This is a genomic window from Methylophilus glucosoxydans, assembly GCF_042676145.1.
Classification (GTDB): Bacteria; Pseudomonadota; Gammaproteobacteria; order Burkholderiales; family Methylophilaceae; genus Methylophilus; species Methylophilus glucosoxydans.
The window spans coordinates 596,197-614,015 of sequence record NZ_JBHTJW010000002.1 but is presented as its reverse complement, the minus strand read 5'-3'; the positions used below and the strand labels follow the sequence as shown (position 1 = coordinate 614,015).

Sequence of the window (17,819 nt, the reverse complement as noted above, 5' to 3'; positions counted from 1 at the left end):
CATCAGCAGCATTGACGCTGGTACAACGATTGCTTTACCCTAGGCAGACATGGGGAGAAACAATCAATGCTAGAACAATTATTGCGCAAAAAACCTATCCAACCACATGCGCATACCGGCCTGAAAAAATGTTTAACCGCCTTTGACCTGGCCTTGCTAGGCATCGGTGGCGCCATCGGTACCGGCATTTTTGTCCTGACCGGTATCGCGGCCGCGACCCAATCTGGCCCTGCCGTCGTCCTTTCATTTATTATTGCGGCCATCGCTGCAGGATTTGCGGCGTTATCTTATGCCGAACTCTCGTCTTCAGTTGGCGGCTCTGGCAGCGCCTATGGTTACAGCTATGTCGCGTTTGGCGAGTTTGCTGCATGGATGATGGGATGGATGCTATTACTGGAGTATGGCGTTGGCGCTGCAGCGGTTGCCAATGGCTGGGCAGGTTACTTTGTAAACACCTTGAGCAACCTCGGGCTACACTTGCCAGCGCACCTGACCAAGGCACCGGTGTTAGGCGGCACCATCAACCTGCCAGCCTTTGCCATTATCTGGGTACTGACCCTGCTACTCATGGTCGGCGTCAAGGAAAGTGCGCGAGCCAATAACCTGATGGTGATTATCAAACTGTCCACGATTGCGATTTTTCTCGCCTTGTCCGTGGGTCATATTCACACCGAAAACTGGCTGCCATTTATGCCGTTTGGCTGGTTTGAAACGCTGGACAATGGCAAAAATATTGGCGTACTGGCTGGCGCCTCGCTGGTCTTTTTTGCCTATTTTGGCTTTGATGCTGTGTCAACCGCGGCCGAAGAATGCAAACTGCCACAACGCGACTTACCGATTGGGCTGATCGCTTCACTATCATTTTGTACCATTATTTATATCATCGTCTCTGGCACGCTGACCGGTGTGATTCCTTATCACGAGCTGAATACCTCGTCACCCGTGGCTTATGCATTGACCAAACTGGGTTATACCTGGTCATCCACACTGGTGGCGACTGGCGTGCTGGCTGGCTTGATTACTGTGCTGCTGGTGCTGCTCTACGGCCTGACACGTATTTTATTTGCCATGAGCCGCGACGGCCTGATTTCCCCGGTATTTTCAGCAGTGAATCCTGACCGCCAAACACCCAGTAAAATTATCTTGCTTTGCGGAACGGTGGTTTCCATCGTGGCCGGTTTTATCCCGCTCGGCGAATTGGCAGAAACGGTCAATATCGGGACGCTAGCCAGTTTCATTATGGTCTGCATTGGCGTGATCCGCTTGCGTCAGACCCATCCAGACTTACCGCGGCCGTTCAAAAATCCTTTTAATCCGCTGATCCCACTCGGAGGTGTCATCACCTGCGGTGCGCTGATGTCGTTTTTACCCGCCTCAACCTGGCATCGCTTTGGCTTGTGGGCGGTGGTGGGCGTGGTGTTCTATTTTGTTTACTCACTCAGACACAGCCGCTTGCGCTAATCATTTAGCCCGCGCGAGCAGCAATAAAAAAGCCGACGTTTGAGTCGGCTTTTTTGATTCACAGCAACGCTGGAATTACAGAGACAATACCCATTCAACAATGGTTTTGATGTCTTCGTCTTTCACTTGTGGGCTGTTTGCTGGCATTGGAATATTGCCCCAAACACCGCTACCACCCGCTTTAACTTTAGCGATCAATTTAGCTTCAGCACCTTTGTCGCCTTTGTATTTAGCAGCAACATCTTTGTAAGCTGGGCCCAATACTTTAGCATCCACACTGTGGCAAGCCAAACAGCCGCTTTTTTGTGCCAATGCTTTAGCAGCGGCAGCGTCAACAGCGTGAGCAGAACCAGCCATCAACATGGTCGCTGCTGCGATTGCGGATAATAAAACTTTCATGCGATCTCCTTGAATATCCTCTAAATAAATAGAACCCCGAAATGCAATTTTCGTGCATGTGGCATCTTACCTGACCAGCCAAAATCTACAATAGTAAAACCGCTAAAATACGAGGCCGTATTGATAATTTGAACCAGTTTGGCGTTTTGCCAACACCCTAAAAACGCACGTGAAACAAGATGGTTGACACGTGTCACAACAAGGTTACAGGGTCTCGATCGAATACTCGGCGCTCAGGACATGTTTGCGGCCAGGATTAATCACCACCATATTATCCAGCGCGTTGGTTGTTTCCACACAAATGGTCTTGCGCCACTCTTCGCCCACGCCCATATCGCCCATGGTCGCAGCCTTATCGGCACCAGGATTCCAGACAACCGTGGTATCACTGCCGGATTTGGACACATGGATGATGCGATTATAGCCGCTGTCATGGATAGAACAATCAGAGCTGTGATCGACATAAACACGGTCATATTCGTGGCCGTCAAAGCTCAATGGGTTGTGCTCGACGTTGCGCTCGTATTTGAGTAGCTTATCCAGATAAACCAAATCTTGCATGCCGGTGATTTTGATATTGGATAAATCACTGACATTAAAATAGGTGTGAAAGGCTTCACTAATCACAAACGGATGCTCAGCCAGATTGGTGGTCGCCAGATCAATCCGCAAGCGGCGGCCAATGGTAATGGTCAGCGTCAGCTCATAAGGATAGGACAACTGACGTTGTGCTTCTGGCGTTTGCTGCATTTCGAGAATGATGCGGGTGGCACCGGTCGGCGTCGCGTCAATATCCATGACTCGCCATGGAATCACGCGCGCAAAGCCATGCGGACACAAAGTGCTGTCGGTAGGGTGTGCGCCAAACCACGGCCAGCAAATGGGGACGCCACCGCGGATAGAACGCCCTTTGACATAACGCGCATTGCTGGACAACCATAAAACCGGGTGTGAAAGGAACTTGGGTTGCCAGTGCATGACATGTGCGCCCTGCAAGGCAATCTTGCCGGTCGCCAGCGGATTATCAATTTCGAGATATTGCAGACCGTTTTCGTCTTGCCATTGATTGACATGCGCATGCAACTTCATGCGCTTGGTCATTTCCATGCTTTTGGCGAGGATGCTACATTCGTCGTTCATTATCTTCCCCTTTCGATCTGGGTCACATCACGCACGGCGCCTTTGGCGGCACTGGTGCTCATGGCGGCATAAGCGCGCAAGGCAGGTGAGACCAGACGCTCACGGTTCAGCGGTTTCCATGCCTGGGCGCCTTTGGCCTCCATATTGGCTCGGCGGTGCGCCATTTCTTCATCAGTCACCGCCAGGTGTATGGTGCGATTCGGAATATCAATTTCTATGGTGTCGCCTTCCTGCACCAGGCCGATCGCACCGCCTTCAGCAGCTTCTGGCGAGGCATGCCCAATACTCAGGCCGGATGTACCGCCTGAGAAACGGCCATCAGTCAGCAAGGCACAAGCTTTACCCAATCCTTTGGACTTGAGGTAAGAGGTCGGATAAAGCATTTCTTGCATGCCCGGCCCGCCACGTGGCCCTTCATAGCGAATCACCACGACATCCCCGGCCACAATCTTGTCGTTAAGAATGGCTTCCACGGCAGAGTCCTGGCTTTCAAATACACGGGCGCGCCCGGTGAATTTAAGAATACTGTCATCCACGCCTGCTGTTTTCACGATACAGCCATCTTGCGCAATATTGCCATAGAGCACGGCCAGCCCTCCATCCAGCGAGTAGGCATGCGCCTTGTCGCGGATACAGCCATTTTCACGGTCATTATCCAGCTCTGGCCACAGCATGCTCTGGCTAAACGCGATGGTGGTTGAAATGCCACCAGGCGCAGCACGATAAAACTTTTTCACGTCCTCATCCTGCGTGGTCATAATGTCCCATTTGGCCAGTGCTTCGCCCATGGTTGCACTATGAACGGTTGGCACGCCCGTATGGATGACACCGGCACGATTCAGTTCGGCCAGGATGCCCATCACGCCACCGGCACGATGCACATCTTCCATGTGATATTTGCTGGTTGCAGGTGCCACTTTGGAAACGCACGGTACCTGACGTGAGATGCGGTCGATGTCTTTCATGGTGAAATCGACACCGGCTTCATGCGCAGCCGCCAGCAAATGCAAGACGGTATTGGTAGAGCCGCCCATGGCCACATCCAGACTCATGGCGTTCTCAAACGCTTGCATGGTCGCGATATTGCGTGGCAACACACTGTAATCATCCTGCTCGTAGTGGCGTTTTGCCAGCTCAACAATCAGTCGACCCGCTTGCAGGAACAACTGCTTGCGCGCAGCATGGGTGGCGAGTGTAGAACCATTGCCTGGCAAACTTAAACCCAAGGCTTCAGTCAGACAGTTCATCGAGTTGGCGGTAAACATGCCCGAACAGGAACCGCAGGTTGGGCACGCAGAACGTTCTACCTCTGCCACCTCTTCATCACTGACATGACTATCCGCGGCTTCGACCATGGCATCGACCAAATCCAGCTTGCGTATCTGGCCTTGCCAGTTCACTTTACCGGCTTCCATAGGGCCACCAGATACAAATACGACAGGGATATTCAAGCGTAATGCCGCCATCAACATGCCCGGCGTGATCTTGTCACAGTTGGAGATACACACCAGCGCATCCGCACAGTGCGCATTCACCATATACTCAACACTGTCAGCAATCAAATCACGGCTAGGCAGGCTGTAGAGCATGCCTCCATGCCCCATGGCGATACCGTCATCGACAGCAATTGTGTTAAATTCTTTGGCTACGCCACCCGCTTTTTCAATTTCACGGGCAACCAGTTGGCCTAGATCTTTTAAATGCACATGGCCAGGAACAAACTGCGTAAACGAGTTAGCCACCGCGATAATCGGTTTGGAAAAATCTTCATCTTTCATACCAGTGGCACGCCACAAGGCGCGGGCACCAGCCATGTTACGACCTTGAGTAGTCGTGTGAGAACGGTATTTAGGCATGGGAAACACTAGGATTGACGTTAAAATCCTATTTTAACTGAATCCGTAGCCGCATGTGCGGCTGAAACAGCTTTGTTACATTCGCGGCGCGCGATAAAAAATGCTAAGGTCGGTATTGCTTGTGTTGATAGGACGAGCAATGCCGGCTCACCGCCGGGCTGCGTAGCGCCTGGTGCTTGGTATGTTGGCCACGCGTACGTTTACGCCAGGCAATAAATGCAGCCGAACTTAGTTGCTGCCGCATGAGGATAATCACGTCTGCCTGCCTGAGCCCAAACTGGCTGGCAATCGCCTCAAACGGCGTACGATCCTCCCACGCCATCTCAATAATGCGCGAAATATCGCCTGGATCCATTTCAGCTAGCAACACCGTTTGACGCCTGTCCATTTCTGATCCTGCCATTGTTTGAAAAATGCTGCCCGCCCTAGCGGAGGCGGCGCATCAGGCAAATACGCATGATGCTCGGCATAATGTGCCAGATAGCGTTCATAGGCATCATCGCCAGAAAGCTGTCTGACACGCTGCCATATTTGCTTGAGCAATCGCATGATGTTCCTCCTCTAGCCCAGTTTAGTCGCCACGTACGCCGCTTCATGACTTGCACTCACGGGCAAACCGGCCAGGCTACGTCTACTCATCCTGACCATATCCACTACCACCACCCACAGCATGGTCACAAAAAACAAGGTGAGCCAGGCATCTAACTGCTGGTTAAAAATCAGTTGCGGCGCAACAGCCGCCTTTTCTGGCGGCAATACCCCTGTAGACAGCTTCTGCGCCAAATCATTCGCAGCCGCAAAAAAACCGACCCGGATATCCTGACTAAAAATCTTCTCGTAAGCCGCACTGGTGGTCACCACCAGCAACCAGACCAAGGGCAACGCAGTGATCCAGGCTTTGTTCGCGCGGCCAGACTTGATCAAGATCCCGGTGGCAACCGACAAGGCAATCGCGGCCAGCATCTGGTTGGCTATCCCAAACAGCGGCCATAAAATATTGACCCCGCCATTCGGGTCAATCACCCCGATATAGAGGAAATAACCCCAGCCAGAGACGATCAACGCGCTGGTTAACACCACTGACGGCGTATAGGAGGTTTCCCCTAACTTGGGATGCAAGTTACCCAACACATCTTGCAGCATAAAGCGACCCACGCGTGTGCCTGCATCGAGCGTGGTGAGAATGAAGATCGCCTCAAACATGATGGCGAAGTGATACCACAAGGCCAGCAAATGCTCCCCGAATACCGTGCCCAGAATACTGGCCATGCCCACCGCTAGGCTAGGTGCGCCCCCGGTGCGGGCAAACAAGGTCGTTTCCCCCATCGCACTTGCCAGATGCTGCATCTGTTCCACCGTGACTGGATAGCCCCAACTGCTGATGGTATTCACAGCATCCAGCGCCTCTTTACCGACCACGCCTGCCGGGCTGTTAATCGCAAAATAGACGCCAGGCTCCAACACCGTTGCCGCGATCATGGCCATGATGGCAACAAAACTCTCGAGCAACATGGCGCCATAACCGATCATGCGGATATCGCCCTCACTGGAAATCAGCTTGGGCGTGGTACCGCTGGCAATCAAGGCATGAAAGCCAGAAATCGCGCCGCAGGCAATCGTAATAAACACAAACGGAAACAACTTGCCGCCAAAAATCGGTCCCGTACCATCAATAAACGGTGTGATCGCGGGCATGTGTATCTCGGGCCGTAACCATAAAATCGCCACAGCCAGCATCATGACCGTGCCCAGCTTCATATAAGTCGATAAATAATCGCGGGGGGCCAGCAACAACCACACCGGCAACACAGCCGCGGCAAAGCCATAGGCAATCACGCTAAACGCCAATGGCAAGCCTTCATGGTCAAACAGCGCCGCCAGGGTCGGATGATGATCAACCCAGCCACCCAACACCACTGAACCAAGCAGCAAAGCGACGCCCAACAACGACGCCTCAAGCACACGACCCGGACGCAGATAACGCATATAGACACCGACGACCATGGCAATAGGAATGGTCGCGGCAACCGTCGACGTGCCCCAGGGGCTGTGTTTCATGGCGTTGACCACGACCAGACCCAGCACTGCGATCAAAATAATCATGATGACCAACGTTGCAATCATGGCGGCGGTTCCACCAATAGCGCCGATTTCATCTCGCGCCATTTGCCCCAGACTGCGGCCATCGCGGCGGGTAGATAAAAACAGCGTGACCATATCCTGCACTGCGCCGCCCAGCACAGCCCCGATCAGTATCCATAAGGTGCCTGGCAAAAATCCGAATTGTGCAGCCAGGGTAGGCCCAACCAAAGGACCTGGCCCGGCAATGGCCGCAAAGTGATGACCGAAGACCACCCAGCGATGCGTGGGCACATAATCGCGGCCATTATTCAACCGCTCGGCCGGCGTGGCCCGGGTGGCATCAATACTCAGCACTTTGACCGCAATCCAGGCCGCATAAAAACGATAGGCAATCAGGTAAACACACACTGCCGCCGTGATCAGCCACAGTGCATTCAATGTTTCTCCACGCCACCAGGCAATTTGTGCAAAAGCGGTAGCCCCCAAGAGTGCCAGCAATCCCCAAAACACCTGCCCCAACAACCCTTTTAACATGCCATTTCTTCCCTTTTTTAATCTCTGCACTGTAACAAAAAGCGCTCATCTGCGCAAAACTCTACACAGGCCCACTCCTCCTAGCGAACTGGTGCAACTGCACTGTGGTGGTGCAGACTAGTTAGAACAGCGCCGCCATCAAAAAAGAAAGGTCCCGCCTGTTTCCTGATTAGAATCATATTGTTATCAAAGCTTATCCAGCTGGCATACAGTTTGCTAAAACTCTAGCAGTAATAATCTGATTAAACGATCAATGAGACCACCCAATTCTGTTATGGCTTCTGGCATGCCTCCCGTTCCACGCGACATTCTGAGTCTTGAAGACCAGAAGTTGGTGGATAGCGCGCGTGACATTCTCATGCATCAGCGCGATCTCAGCGAAGACCAGGCTTATTCACTCCTGGCTGAAATGGCTTTTAAGCGTAAAACCGGCATCGCCGATATTTCGCTACAGTTAGTTAACATCACCAAACGACTCACCACCTAAAGCCACCATTCTGGCACCGGAATCGTCCTTGACGGTTTCTGGCGATCCATCAGCCGCGTTAACATCTGCAGTCTTTCACATTTATTCCGGGCAACTGCTTGCACTAAAAAAGAGTTTCGGTATAATGCGCGCTTCGTTGCAAGGCACGGGTGCTTAGCTCAGTTGGTAGAGCGTCGCCCTTACAAGGCGAATGTCAGCGGTTCGACCCCGTTAGCACCCACCACTCCCAGCCTTCAGCAGATCAGCTTCAAATCATCCCCTGCTCGCTAAAAGAAAACGTCTCCTGCTTGGCGACGATAATGTGATCCAGCACTTTCACATCCACCAGCATCAACGCTTCTTTCAAACTGAGGGTTAATTGCTCATCGGCTCGACTCGGACTGGCGACCCCACCGGGATGATTATGGCTCAGGATCACCGCGGCCGCATTGAGCGCCAGCGCGCGTTTAACCACCTCACGCGGATAAACATTGGTTTGCATCAAGCTGCCTTCGAATAAGGTTTCATAGGCGATCAGCCGATTTTGCGCATCTAAAAACAAAATACCAAACACTTCGCGCTGCAAGGCCGACAGTTGTAACTGCAAATAATCCTTCACCTGGCGTGGCGAGCGAAAACTGTCATTTTGCTGCAAGGTTTCGCCCAAGGCCCGCTTGCTCATTTCCAGCACCGCCTGCAACTGGCAATATTTACTCACCCCCATGCCAGACACCCGTGACATCTGTTTAAGATCTGCTGAAAACACGCCATTCAGGCTATGAAAATGTTGCAACAACTCTCTCGCCAAATCCACAGCGGTTTTACCAGCCACCCCAACACGCAAGAAAATCGCCAATAACTCTGCGTCAGATAATGACACTGCGCCGGTGCGCAGCAACTTTTCGCGTGGACGTTCCTGTTCCGGCCAATCTGTAATTGCCATGTTGCCCCCTTTTATCGCCTAATGCAGCCAACCGATCTCACGTGCTGTTGGTCGGCCAATCACCACTTCATCCAAACTTTTTGCCATGCGCGAGGTTTGCGCAGATTGAGGGATCTGGCCCGCCATCAGCTCGGCCATGGATTGCGGATATAGCGGCTGGGCATAGGGCTCTGCGTATCCTTGCGGAAACTGGGGCTGATGGGTGTTGAGGTCGTATTTATCTGTGGCACTCAGGGTATGCAGCAGCTCATGCGCCACGATGACAGCATTCACAGAGTGCTGGCTGTTTTCGGCAAACAAATTGACACGGCCGATGCGGCCTTTGTGCAAGGCGGTGGAGTGCCGTAAATGGCGCTGCCGGGCCGGATCGTGGTAGAGCAGGTACAACTTGATGTCTAGCGGGACGCCAACCTCCGGCTGATGCCGCCAGCCAAACCAGCGAAATTGCAGACTCCACAAAATAATCTCATGCAACGGCGCACTCACTGCGGGTGGCGCAGGCGGCACCTGATGAATTTCCGGGCCAAGATAAAACGTGATTGGCCGCCTCAAGGGCAATTGATATTTGGCAGCCTCCCGCGAGAAAAAGGCGGCCAACTGTTCAAAATCCTCAGCACGCAAACTGGCAATATACGCGGCTGAAGTTGCAGAGCCATCGGCATTGACCGGATATAAAGCCACCTTGAGCGGATGCCGCCATTGCAGGACTTCGTACTCTTGCCAAAGCTGCAATAAAGCCGCACTCACCACTACTACCCAGAAGAAAATTCGGACTGTCTTTATCATGCCTGCCACCCAAAGGATGGATAGATGTTAACATGTTTAAAGACAGCCGGCGGCGCTCAAAAATGCTTCAATGCGCGCTTTTGCAGTTAAAATACTTGCCATGAATGCGATCTACGCAAAACCTTTAAATATTCTGCTGGGCGTCACTGGCGGCATCGCTGCTTACAAAACAGCAGAATTGGTACGCTTGCTGATTAAACAAGGCCACCGTGTACAAGTGGTGATGACTGAAGCAGCCACCCACTTTATCACCCCAACCACCTTGCAAGCCTTGTCCGGGCAACCTGTGTTTATAGATAGCTGGGATCAGCGTATCGCCAATGGCATGCCGCACATTGAGCTCAGCCGTCAGGCAGATGCCATCCTGGTTGCACCAGCCAGTGCCGATTTTATGGCCAAACTGGCGCATGGCTTTGCCAACGACCTGCTCTCCACCTTATGCCTTGCACGTGAGTGCCCACTTCTGGTTGCACCCGCCATGAACAGACAAATGTGGGAGAATGCGGCGACCCAGCGCAACGTGCAACAACTCAGGCAAGATGGCGTCACCGTCCTGGGGCCGGATAGCGGTGAGCAGGCATGTGGCGAAGTCGGACAAGGCAGAATGCTGGAGCCGGATCACCTGCTGGAGGCCCTCACCCGTTTTTTCACACCCAAGTTATTGGCTGGAAAAAACATCCTGATAACCGCAGGTGCGACCATGGAAATGCTGGATCCGGTACGTGGCATCACCAACCTGAGCAGTGGCAAAATGGGCTTTGCTCTGGCGCAAGCCGCCACCCGCATGGGCGCAACGGTCACGCTAGTCTATGGTCACCATCAAGTCACGCCTCCCGAAGTCAGCCAAGCCTGCTTCGCGGGCAGCGCCGGTGAGATGTATCAAACCGTGATGCAGCATATAGCCAACCAAGATGTATTTATTGCCGTCGCCGCCGTGGCCGACTACCGGCCACAACAAATATCAGAACAGAAACTGAAAAAGAGTGAGTCTACACTCACCTTAGCGCTGATCAAAAACAAAGACATTCTGGCAGATATCGCGTCCTTGCCTAATCCGCCTTATTGTGTCGGTTTTGCAGCAGAGTCAGAACAAATACTCGAACACGCCCGACAAAAACGGCTGGCGAAGCGGATTCCCATGATTGTGGCGAATCATGCCAATTCGGCCATGGGCAGCGACCACAACACGGTGACCATCATAGATGATCAAGCTGAAACACCCCTGCAAGCTGATGAAAAAATCAATATCGCGTTCGAGATTCTCTGCCACCTGCATGCGAGACTTGATCCACATTAAATATCTTCAGGCCTCCTCAGTATTTTCATGAAAATACTGAGGAGGGAAAGCTTACGCACAGCTTACAATCGCGCGATTCGATTTTAAGTAGAAAGTTTGAACATGCGCGTATTCCGCTTCACGCCTTTATCGATGGCCATCGCAACCGCCTTCACCGCCCCAACCAGTGGATTGGCAGATGAAGAAAAAGCCGTCACCCTGTCTCCGATTGTGGTCACAGCCACCCGACAAGCACAAAACAGCTTTGACCTCCCGGTCGCGATTGACGTCGTAGAGCAAAAAAACATCAAAGATGGCCAACTGCAAATCAACCTCTCGGAAAGTCTGATTCGCGTACCCGGCATTACCGCGCAAAACCGCACGCAGCAGGCACAAGATCCACAAATTTCCAGCCGGGGTTTTGGTGCACGTTCATCGTTTGGGGTGCGTGGCATTCGTATTTATGTCGACGGCATCCCGCTGACCATGCCAGATGGCCAAGGCCAACCCGGCGTAGTTGACCTGTCAGCAATTAAAAGTATAGAAGTCATGCGCGGGCCATTCTCTTCGCTTTACGGCAACTCGTCCGGTGGCGTAATTCAAATGTTCACCCAAGATGCCCCTGCAACGCCAACACTAGGTGCAACCGCAATGTTTGGCAGCTATGACACCAAACGCAACATCTTGGAAGCCTCCGGCCAGCTTGAAGGGATGGAATACATGCTGAATGTTTCTAACTTTGAGTCTGATGGTTACCGTGACCATAGTAGAAGCAACAAGCAGATGGCCACTGCCAAATTCAAATTCAACCTCACAGAAGATACCAAAGTCACCACTTTAGTTAACTGGTTTGATCAAGATGCCCAGGATCCTGGTGGATTGACGAAAGCTGATGTTGCAAGTGATCGAAAAGGGGTCGTTCCAGCTACTCTGAACGCGAACACAAGAGTATCTCGCAGCCACACGCAAGTTGGTTTTAATTTTGAACATACAATCAACCCAAACAATACAATCAACTTGATTACTTATGTTGGCACGCGCGAAAACAACCAGATTTTGGCAACAAATGCGACAGGCTCGAATGCTAGATCAAGTCAAATTTCCAGAGAGTTCTATGGTTCAGACTTACGCTGGGACAATAGAGGTGAGGTAGCAGGAAAACAATACAATATCAGCCTTGGACTGAATTATGGAAAATCGACTGATGCGCGCAAAGACACCAATATTCAGGGAACAGGCTTAGGCCCTAATAGAATCGAAGATAATATTGTCGATAACTTCGACCAATACATTCAAGGAAAACTTGCGTTAACCGATAATTTTGACGTGCATGCTGGTGTTCGTCATACAAAAGTCACTCTAAAAGTAAATGACCAGTTAACTCCACCTGATAATAGCGGCTCAGTTGACTACCAAAAGACTAACCCTGTTTTGGGAGCCACCTGGAAAGTTACACCAGCGCTCAATCTTTATGCAAATTTTGGCAAAGGATTTGAGACACCCACTTTTATTGAAGCTGCTTACAATAGTACGGCCGCCTCTGCGACACCAAATTTAACGCTCAAACCGAGTCAAAGTAACAATTATGAAGTAGGTGCCAAAGCATATATTACTGACTCCTCCTTACTTACACTAACTGCATTCAGGATTAACACCCAAGATGAACTCGTTGTTTCTGCAAACAGTAATGGGCGATCAGTTTACGCGAATGCGAACAATACTAAACGTTACGGTACCGAGATATCCCTTGATACCCGTTATGAAAACAATATCACCACTTACTTTTCATACTCATTTCTCAATGCGAAATATAGCTCGTCCTATGTTGGAAATAACGGACTGATTGAATCGGGTAATTACATCCCTGGTACATATCGAAATCAACTTTACGGCGAGGTGGCTTGGAAATATCAGCCTTTGGGATTTTATACAGCGTTAGAGGGAAGATATAACAGCAAAGTTTATGTTGATGATATTAACTCGCAAAGCGCACCTTCTTATACAATTTTTAACCTGCGCGCAGGCCTCGAACAAAATCTCAGTCATTGGAATTTTAAAGAATATATTAGATTAGAAAATATGTTTGATCGCGAGTACATAGGTGCTGTTCGCGTCAATGATACCAATGCACGTTTTTATGAGCCTGCTGCAGGTCGCAATTACCTCGTTGGAATAAATGCACAATACAAGTTCTAAAGAAGAATCTCATCTTAAAAGCCAGCATCCGCTGGCTTTTTTATTGAATAGCCTTGCCGCGATTAGTGATTTTCGACGCCATTTCGTGTTTAATAGCGCAATCAGTTTCTGGAGCCAGTCGCATGTCAATTACCGTAGACCTTAAAATCCTTGATCCTCGTTTGCATCATATGATGCCAAGTTACGCGACACCTGGGTCTGCAGGGCTGGATTTAAGAGCGTGTATTGAACATACGCAAACCATACAAGCGGGGGAGACCATCATGATCCCAACTGGTATGGCGATTCATATCGATAACACTTATTACGCTGCCATGATTCTGCCGCGCTCTGGCTTGGGCCATAAACATGGCATCGTATTGGGCAACTTAGTAGGCCTGATTGACTCTGACTACCAGGGGCAGCTGCTGGTCTCGTGCTGGAACCGCAGTAAAGAACCGTTTATTTTGAACCCGATGGAACGGATCGCGCAGATGGTGATTGTGCCGGTAGTGCAGGCAGATTTTCATATCGTGGATGAATTTACCAGCAGTGAGCGCGGTGAAGGCGGCTTTGGCAGCACAGGCAAGCACTAATTATTTGAAAAGTTGCAATAATTGCTTGATTTGATCATAGATTTCAATCTATAATCTCGCTCTTTCTGAAAAGATAAAAGTATTTGGAGACAACCATGGCACGTGTATGTCAGGTAACCGGTAAAAAACCAATGGTGGGTAACAACGTTTCCCACGCACAAAACAAAACAAGACGTCGTTTCTTGCCTAACTTGCAAAACCGTAAGTTTTGGGTTGAGAGCGAAAACCGCTGGGTAAGCCTGCGCATTACTAACGCCGCTTTGCGTACCATCGACAAAAATGGTATCGATGCAGTATTGGCTGATTTGCGCGCTGCTGGCGAAAAAATCTAACTCGCAGCACTAGTGAGCAAAGGACAATATCATGCGTGAAAAAATCAAATTGGAATCCAGTGCTGGTACAGGTCATTTCTATACCACCACTAAAAACAAACGTACCATGCCAGAGAAAATGGAGATCAAAAAATTTGATCCAGTTGCTCGCAAGCATGTCATGTACAAAGAAACTAAATTAAAATAATTTTAGTTTCAAATGTTTAATAAAAAAGCCTGCATATGCAGGCTTTTTTATTGGCCGTGATTCATAGTTTATTCATCGCCATTAACAGCGTTTGAAGAGGAAATAATACGGACCTCCTGCTGTGGATATGGAATCCGAATATTATTGGCTTTAAAGCGCCGCCAAATCTCATAATAAATGTCACTTTGTAATTTGGCTGTCCCTTCCTCAGGATTTGGAACCCAAACCGCCAATACTAAATCAATGCCGTTCTGACCAAATGACTTGATTGTCACATCTACCGCCGTATCATGCTGTATGGTGCGCTCATGTGTTCTGCCGATTTCTTTTAATAACTGTATTGCCAGATCAAGATCGCTTTCATAGGAGATCTGAATAGGAATAGGCACCTTGGCTGTATGTACTGCAGAGGTATGATTGATTACCACATCCGTAATCATCTTCTCGTTAGGAATGATGATTTCTGTCGAATCGGGCTTCTGCAGGATCATGTAACGAGAGCGCAACTCTTGCACAACACCATGATGGTCGCCAATGGTAATCAGGTCACCCATGTGCAGAGACTTATCCATCAAAATGATAAAGCCGCTCACGTAGTTACTGGCGATCTTTTGTAAGCCAAACCCCAACCCAACACCGAGCGCGCCGCCAAAGACGGACAACATGGTGACATCTATGCCCACCGCCGCCATGGACATCAGCAAGGCAATCACAATCGCCACCATGCGCACCAGCTTGACCATAATCACGCGCCAGTTGCCATTGATATTGGTAGCAGCCATCAAGCGCATCTCAATAATGCGGCTCAGCCACAATGCCACCAGCATGGTAATGACGATGGTCAGACTGCCTTGAAGCAGCAACAACAGGTTCAGCTTTTGCCTGCCGACAGTGAATTTCACGTCTTCGAGAATCTGCAATGCCGGATCGAGAAAACCGCTGATATGCAAAGCAACAATGACCCAGACACACCAGGCGATCACGCGCTCAAACGAATGCAGCCAGGCGCCAGGTGAAAAGACATAACGCAATACATAAACAAAACTGCGAATCACCACCATCGCCAGCAGCATGCGCACTGACAGCTTGATCAACCCCACATGCATCCAATGCTCCAGGCTGAGCCGGGTAATCAGTAACATTAAAAATGCGACCAGAGGAAAAAACAGCCGCTCAATTCCGCCCAGCAGTATTTTGTACACGATGTTTACGCGCCCTGCCGCAATTTGCTTGCGTAAGTGCAGATTTAACAGCCCGCTGACAGCGAGCACGGCACCAATGATGAATAATTGCCATAACGCCGACACCGAGCTCAGGTCGTGCGCAATTTCTTTCCAGAGAATATCAATATCGCTATCCATGTATTACCGCTTATAACAAGAAGATGGTGGCCAGGCCGAGAAAAATCATAAAGCCGCCGCTGTCGGTGATTGCCGTAATGAGGACGCTGGATCCCACGGCGGGGTCACGATCCAGTTTATTCATCACCAAAGGAATGGTGACGCCAATAATGGCCGCCAACAACAAATTAAGTGTCATCGCTGACATCATGACCAGCCCCAAGGCCGCGCTATGATAGAGCCAAAAAGCGATCAGGCCGAGCACACTGCCCCAGATTAAGCCATTCAGCAAAGCCACGCCCATCTCTTTTTGCAACAGAGACTTCATGTGATAGCCAGAAATCTGCCCCAAAGCCAGACCGCGTACAATCATGGTGGTGGTTTGGTTGCCGGAATTGCCGCCTATGCCGGCAACAATCGGCATCAGTGCAGCCAAAGCAACAATTCGCTCAATACTGCCCTCAAACAAGCCAATGACTCGGGAAGCAACCAGCGCCGTCACCAAGTTAATTGCCAACCACGCCCAACGGTTTTGCACCGACTTCCAGATGGAAGCAAAGAAGTCTTCTTCTTCGCGCAAACCAGCCAAAGACAGCATATCCGCCTCGGCCTCTTCACGGATGATATCCATCACCGTATCCACGGTAATCCTGCCGACCAGCTTGCGATTATTATCTACCACCGGGGCAGTCACCAGGTCATAACGTTCAAACGCCATCGCCGCCTGGTCCGCCATATCCTCAGGGTGAAACACCACAGCATCGGTAGACATGATATCGCCGACTTTGGTCTCCGGATCATTCAGAATAATACGCTTGAGTGGCAAAACCCCTTGCAGGATGTCATCGCGATTAATGACAAACAACTTGTCGGTATGGTCGGGAAACTTAGGCAATCTGCGCAGATAGCGCAAGACCACTTCCAGCGTGATATCGTCCCGAATGGTCACAATATCAAAGTCCATAATCGAACCGACCGTATCATCGGGATAAGACAGCGCTGATTGCAAACGCTCACGATGCTGTGTATCCAGGCTATACAGCAAGTCCTGCAATACATCTTTAGGTAAATCAGGCGCAAGATCAGCCAGCTCATCGGTATCAAGCTGCTCGGCGGCGGCGAGCAACTCTTCGCTATCCATGTCAGCAATCAGTGTCTGGCGCACCGCATCCGATACTTCGAGCAAAATCTCGCCATCACGTTCTGCTTTTACCAGATCCCAAACCATTAAACGATCGTCTAATGGCAGCGATTCCAAGATATAGGCAACGTCGGCCGGATGTAGCTGATCCAATTTGTGCTGCAGCACATTCAAATTCTGCTTGTGTACAAGCGTCTCAACCAGATCATGATTCGGCATATCCTGCCTATGCACGACATGCTCAACCAGCTTGTGTTTACCCAATAAATGGATCACTTGCTGCAAAGTCTCACTGAGGCTTTCTTTGCCTTCAATTACTTTTTCATCATGTTCGTGAATTTCTGTCATGCAGGATCCAATATTGAGCAGCCGTTATTTTTTGCAGGTATTATTGTACAAAGCGTTGATGACACTACCTAGACTTTTATGCAAAAGCCATTGATATTATTTGGCACCCTTGGGTGCCATCTCTGTGAGGATGCAGAGCGTATTTTGCAGGCCTTAAAACTACCTTATCAATACGTAGACATTATTGAAGATGAAAAATTGCTAGAACGCTATCAAATCAGCATTCCAGTATTGTTAGAAAACTCGTCAGATCAGGAGAATATACTGGCTTGGCCTTTTAATAGCGAACAAGTCAGTCAATGGCTGTTATCGCATCGTACCAAATAAAAAAGCCAGCGATTGCTGGCTTTTTTATTGATGCGTCAGAACTTACTCTGCAGCTGGTGCTTCTGCAACTTCTGGACGGTCTACCAACTCAACAAACGCCATAGGCGCATTGTCACCGTTGCGGAAACCACATTTCAGAATACGCAGGTAACCACCATTGCGTGCATTGTAACGTGGACCTAGTTCACCGAACAGTTTACCAACGATGTCACGGTCACGCAGACGGCTGAACGCCAAACGACGGTTTGCCAGTGTAGGTGTTTTACCCAAAGTGATCAGAGGCTCAGCGTACTTACGCAGCTCTTTTGCTTTTGGCAAAGTTGTTTTGATCACTTCGTGACGCAGCAAAGAGGTCACCATGTTGCGGAACATGGCAGCACGGTGGCTGCTGGTTCTGTTCAATTTACGATTGCTATTACCGTGACGCATA

The 17,819-nt window shown here is 50.2% G+C and carries 19 protein-coding genes and 1 tRNA gene; 9 read left to right on the top strand and 11 right to left on the bottom strand.

The window, feature by feature from the left end; genetic code table 11:
- The first annotated feature begins 66 nt into the window (after positions 1-66).
- Positions 67-1,461, top strand: coding sequence for an amino acid permease (locus ACFQ1T_RS05505; RefSeq protein WP_275356348.1), 1,395 nt, complete (start codon positions 67-69; stop codon positions 1,459-1,461).
- Positions 1,462-1,536: 75 nt separating this feature from the next.
- Here the strand turns inward: ACFQ1T_RS05505 and ACFQ1T_RS05500 are convergent, their stop codons facing one another.
- The 6 genes from ACFQ1T_RS05500 to ACFQ1T_RS05475 form a co-directional block, all read right to left on the bottom strand.
- On the bottom strand, positions 1,537-1,860 hold the full coding sequence (locus ACFQ1T_RS05500) for a c-type cytochrome (protein ID WP_194748704.1): 324 nt from the start codon (positions 1,858-1,860) through the stop codon (positions 1,537-1,539).
- A 204-nt stretch (positions 1,861-2,064) separates the two neighbouring features.
- Complete coding sequence (locus ACFQ1T_RS05495; RefSeq protein ID WP_194748705.1) at positions 2,065-3,000, bottom strand: D-hexose-6-phosphate mutarotase; 936 nt, start codon at positions 2,998-3,000, stop codon at positions 2,065-2,067.
- A complete protein-coding gene (gene ilvD / locus ACFQ1T_RS05490; protein WP_194748706.1) occupies positions 3,000-4,856 on the bottom strand; it encodes a dihydroxy-acid dehydratase in 1,857 nt (618 codons plus the stop codon). The genes ACFQ1T_RS05495 and ilvD overlap by 1 nt, the downstream gene beginning before the upstream one ends.
- 103 nt (positions 4,857-4,959) lie before the next feature.
- Complete coding sequence (locus tag ACFQ1T_RS05485; RefSeq protein WP_228518839.1) at positions 4,960-5,244, bottom strand: TIGR03643 family protein; 285 nt, start codon at positions 5,242-5,244, stop codon at positions 4,960-4,962.
- Positions 5,217-5,405 (bottom strand): YbdD/YjiX family protein, encoded by a 189-nt coding sequence (locus ACFQ1T_RS05480; protein WP_379074640.1) that lies wholly within the window; start codon positions 5,403-5,405, stop codon positions 5,217-5,219. The genes ACFQ1T_RS05485 and ACFQ1T_RS05480 overlap by 28 nt, the downstream gene beginning before the upstream one ends.
- 12 nt (positions 5,406-5,417) lie before the next feature.
- Positions 5,418-7,472 carry a carbon starvation CstA family protein gene (locus tag ACFQ1T_RS05475; RefSeq protein ID WP_379074637.1) on the bottom strand — a complete coding sequence of 685 codons (2,055 nt, stop codon included), beginning with the start codon at positions 7,470-7,472 and terminating at the stop codon, positions 5,418-5,420.
- Positions 7,473-7,758: 286 nt separating this feature from the next.
- Between ACFQ1T_RS05475 and ACFQ1T_RS05470 the strand changes: the two genes are divergently transcribed.
- Both ACFQ1T_RS05470 and ACFQ1T_RS05465 read left to right on the top strand, forming a co-directional pair.
- Positions 7,759-7,959 (top strand): ANTAR domain-containing protein, encoded by a 201-nt coding sequence (locus ACFQ1T_RS05470; RefSeq protein WP_228518840.1) that lies wholly within the window; start codon positions 7,759-7,761, stop codon positions 7,957-7,959.
- Positions 7,960-8,106: 147 nt separating this feature from the next.
- A tRNA-Val gene (locus ACFQ1T_RS05465) sits at positions 8,107-8,182 on the top strand.
- Between the two features lie 24 nt (positions 8,183-8,206).
- Here the strand turns inward: ACFQ1T_RS05465 and radC are convergent.
- Positions 8,207-8,881, bottom strand: coding sequence for a RadC family protein (gene radC / locus ACFQ1T_RS05460; RefSeq protein ID WP_275356352.1), 675 nt, complete (start codon positions 8,879-8,881; stop codon positions 8,207-8,209).
- Positions 8,882-8,899: 18 nt separating this feature from the next.
- Entirely contained in the window at positions 8,900-9,667 is a 768-nt protein-coding gene (locus ACFQ1T_RS05455) for a hypothetical protein (RefSeq protein WP_275356353.1), read from the bottom strand.
- Positions 9,668-9,767: 100 nt separating this feature from the next.
- Between ACFQ1T_RS05455 and coaBC the strand changes: the two genes are divergently transcribed.
- The 5 genes from coaBC to rpmG all read left to right on the top strand — a co-directional run bounded on the left by coaBC (position 9,768) and on the right by rpmG (position 14,233).
- Positions 9,768-10,964: a bifunctional phosphopantothenoylcysteine decarboxylase/phosphopantothenate--cysteine ligase CoaBC gene (gene coaBC, locus ACFQ1T_RS05450; protein WP_379074633.1), complete on the top strand. Its 1,197-nt coding sequence runs from the start codon at positions 9,768-9,770 to the stop codon at positions 10,962-10,964.
- Positions 10,965-11,066: 102 nt separating this feature from the next.
- Positions 11,067-13,139 (top strand): TonB-dependent receptor family protein, encoded by a 2,073-nt coding sequence (locus tag ACFQ1T_RS05445; protein ID WP_379074630.1) that lies wholly within the window; start codon positions 11,067-11,069, stop codon positions 13,137-13,139.
- A gap of 122 nt (positions 13,140-13,261) precedes the next feature.
- A complete protein-coding gene (dut, locus tag ACFQ1T_RS05440; protein ID WP_194748713.1) occupies positions 13,262-13,714 on the top strand; it encodes a dUTP diphosphatase in 453 nt (150 codons plus the stop codon).
- A gap of 95 nt (positions 13,715-13,809) precedes the next feature.
- Entirely contained in the window at positions 13,810-14,046 is a 237-nt protein-coding gene (gene rpmB / locus ACFQ1T_RS05435; protein ID WP_018986249.1) for a 50S ribosomal protein L28, read from the top strand.
- A 31-nt stretch (positions 14,047-14,077) separates the two neighbouring features.
- Positions 14,078-14,233 carry a 50S ribosomal protein L33 gene (gene rpmG / locus ACFQ1T_RS05430; protein WP_013441158.1) on the top strand — a complete coding sequence of 52 codons (156 nt, stop codon included), beginning with the start codon at positions 14,078-14,080 and terminating at the stop codon, positions 14,231-14,233.
- Positions 14,234-14,301: 68 nt separating this feature from the next.
- On the opposite strand, the gene ACFQ1T_RS05425 is transcribed toward rpmG, so the two are convergent.
- Together ACFQ1T_RS05425 and mgtE are read right to left on the bottom strand one after the other, a co-directional pair.
- Positions 14,302-15,594: a mechanosensitive ion channel family protein gene (locus ACFQ1T_RS05425; protein WP_379074625.1), complete on the bottom strand. Its 1,293-nt coding sequence runs from the start codon at positions 15,592-15,594 to the stop codon at positions 14,302-14,304.
- Between the two features lie 10 nt (positions 15,595-15,604).
- Positions 15,605-17,062, bottom strand: coding sequence for a magnesium transporter (mgtE, locus tag ACFQ1T_RS05420; RefSeq protein WP_194748715.1), 1,458 nt, complete (start codon positions 17,060-17,062; stop codon positions 15,605-15,607).
- 78 nt (positions 17,063-17,140) lie between these two features.
- Between mgtE and ACFQ1T_RS05415 the strand changes: the two genes are divergently transcribed.
- On the top strand, positions 17,141-17,389 hold the full coding sequence (locus ACFQ1T_RS05415; RefSeq protein WP_194748716.1) for a glutaredoxin family protein: 249 nt from the start codon (positions 17,141-17,143) through the stop codon (positions 17,387-17,389).
- Between the two features lie 42 nt (positions 17,390-17,431).
- Here the strand turns inward: ACFQ1T_RS05415 and rplQ are convergent, their stop codons facing one another.
- Positions 17,432-17,818 (bottom strand): 50S ribosomal protein L17, encoded by a 387-nt coding sequence (rplQ, locus tag ACFQ1T_RS05410; protein WP_194748717.1) that lies wholly within the window; start codon positions 17,816-17,818, stop codon positions 17,432-17,434.
- Between the last annotated feature and the right edge of the window lies 1 nt (position 17,819).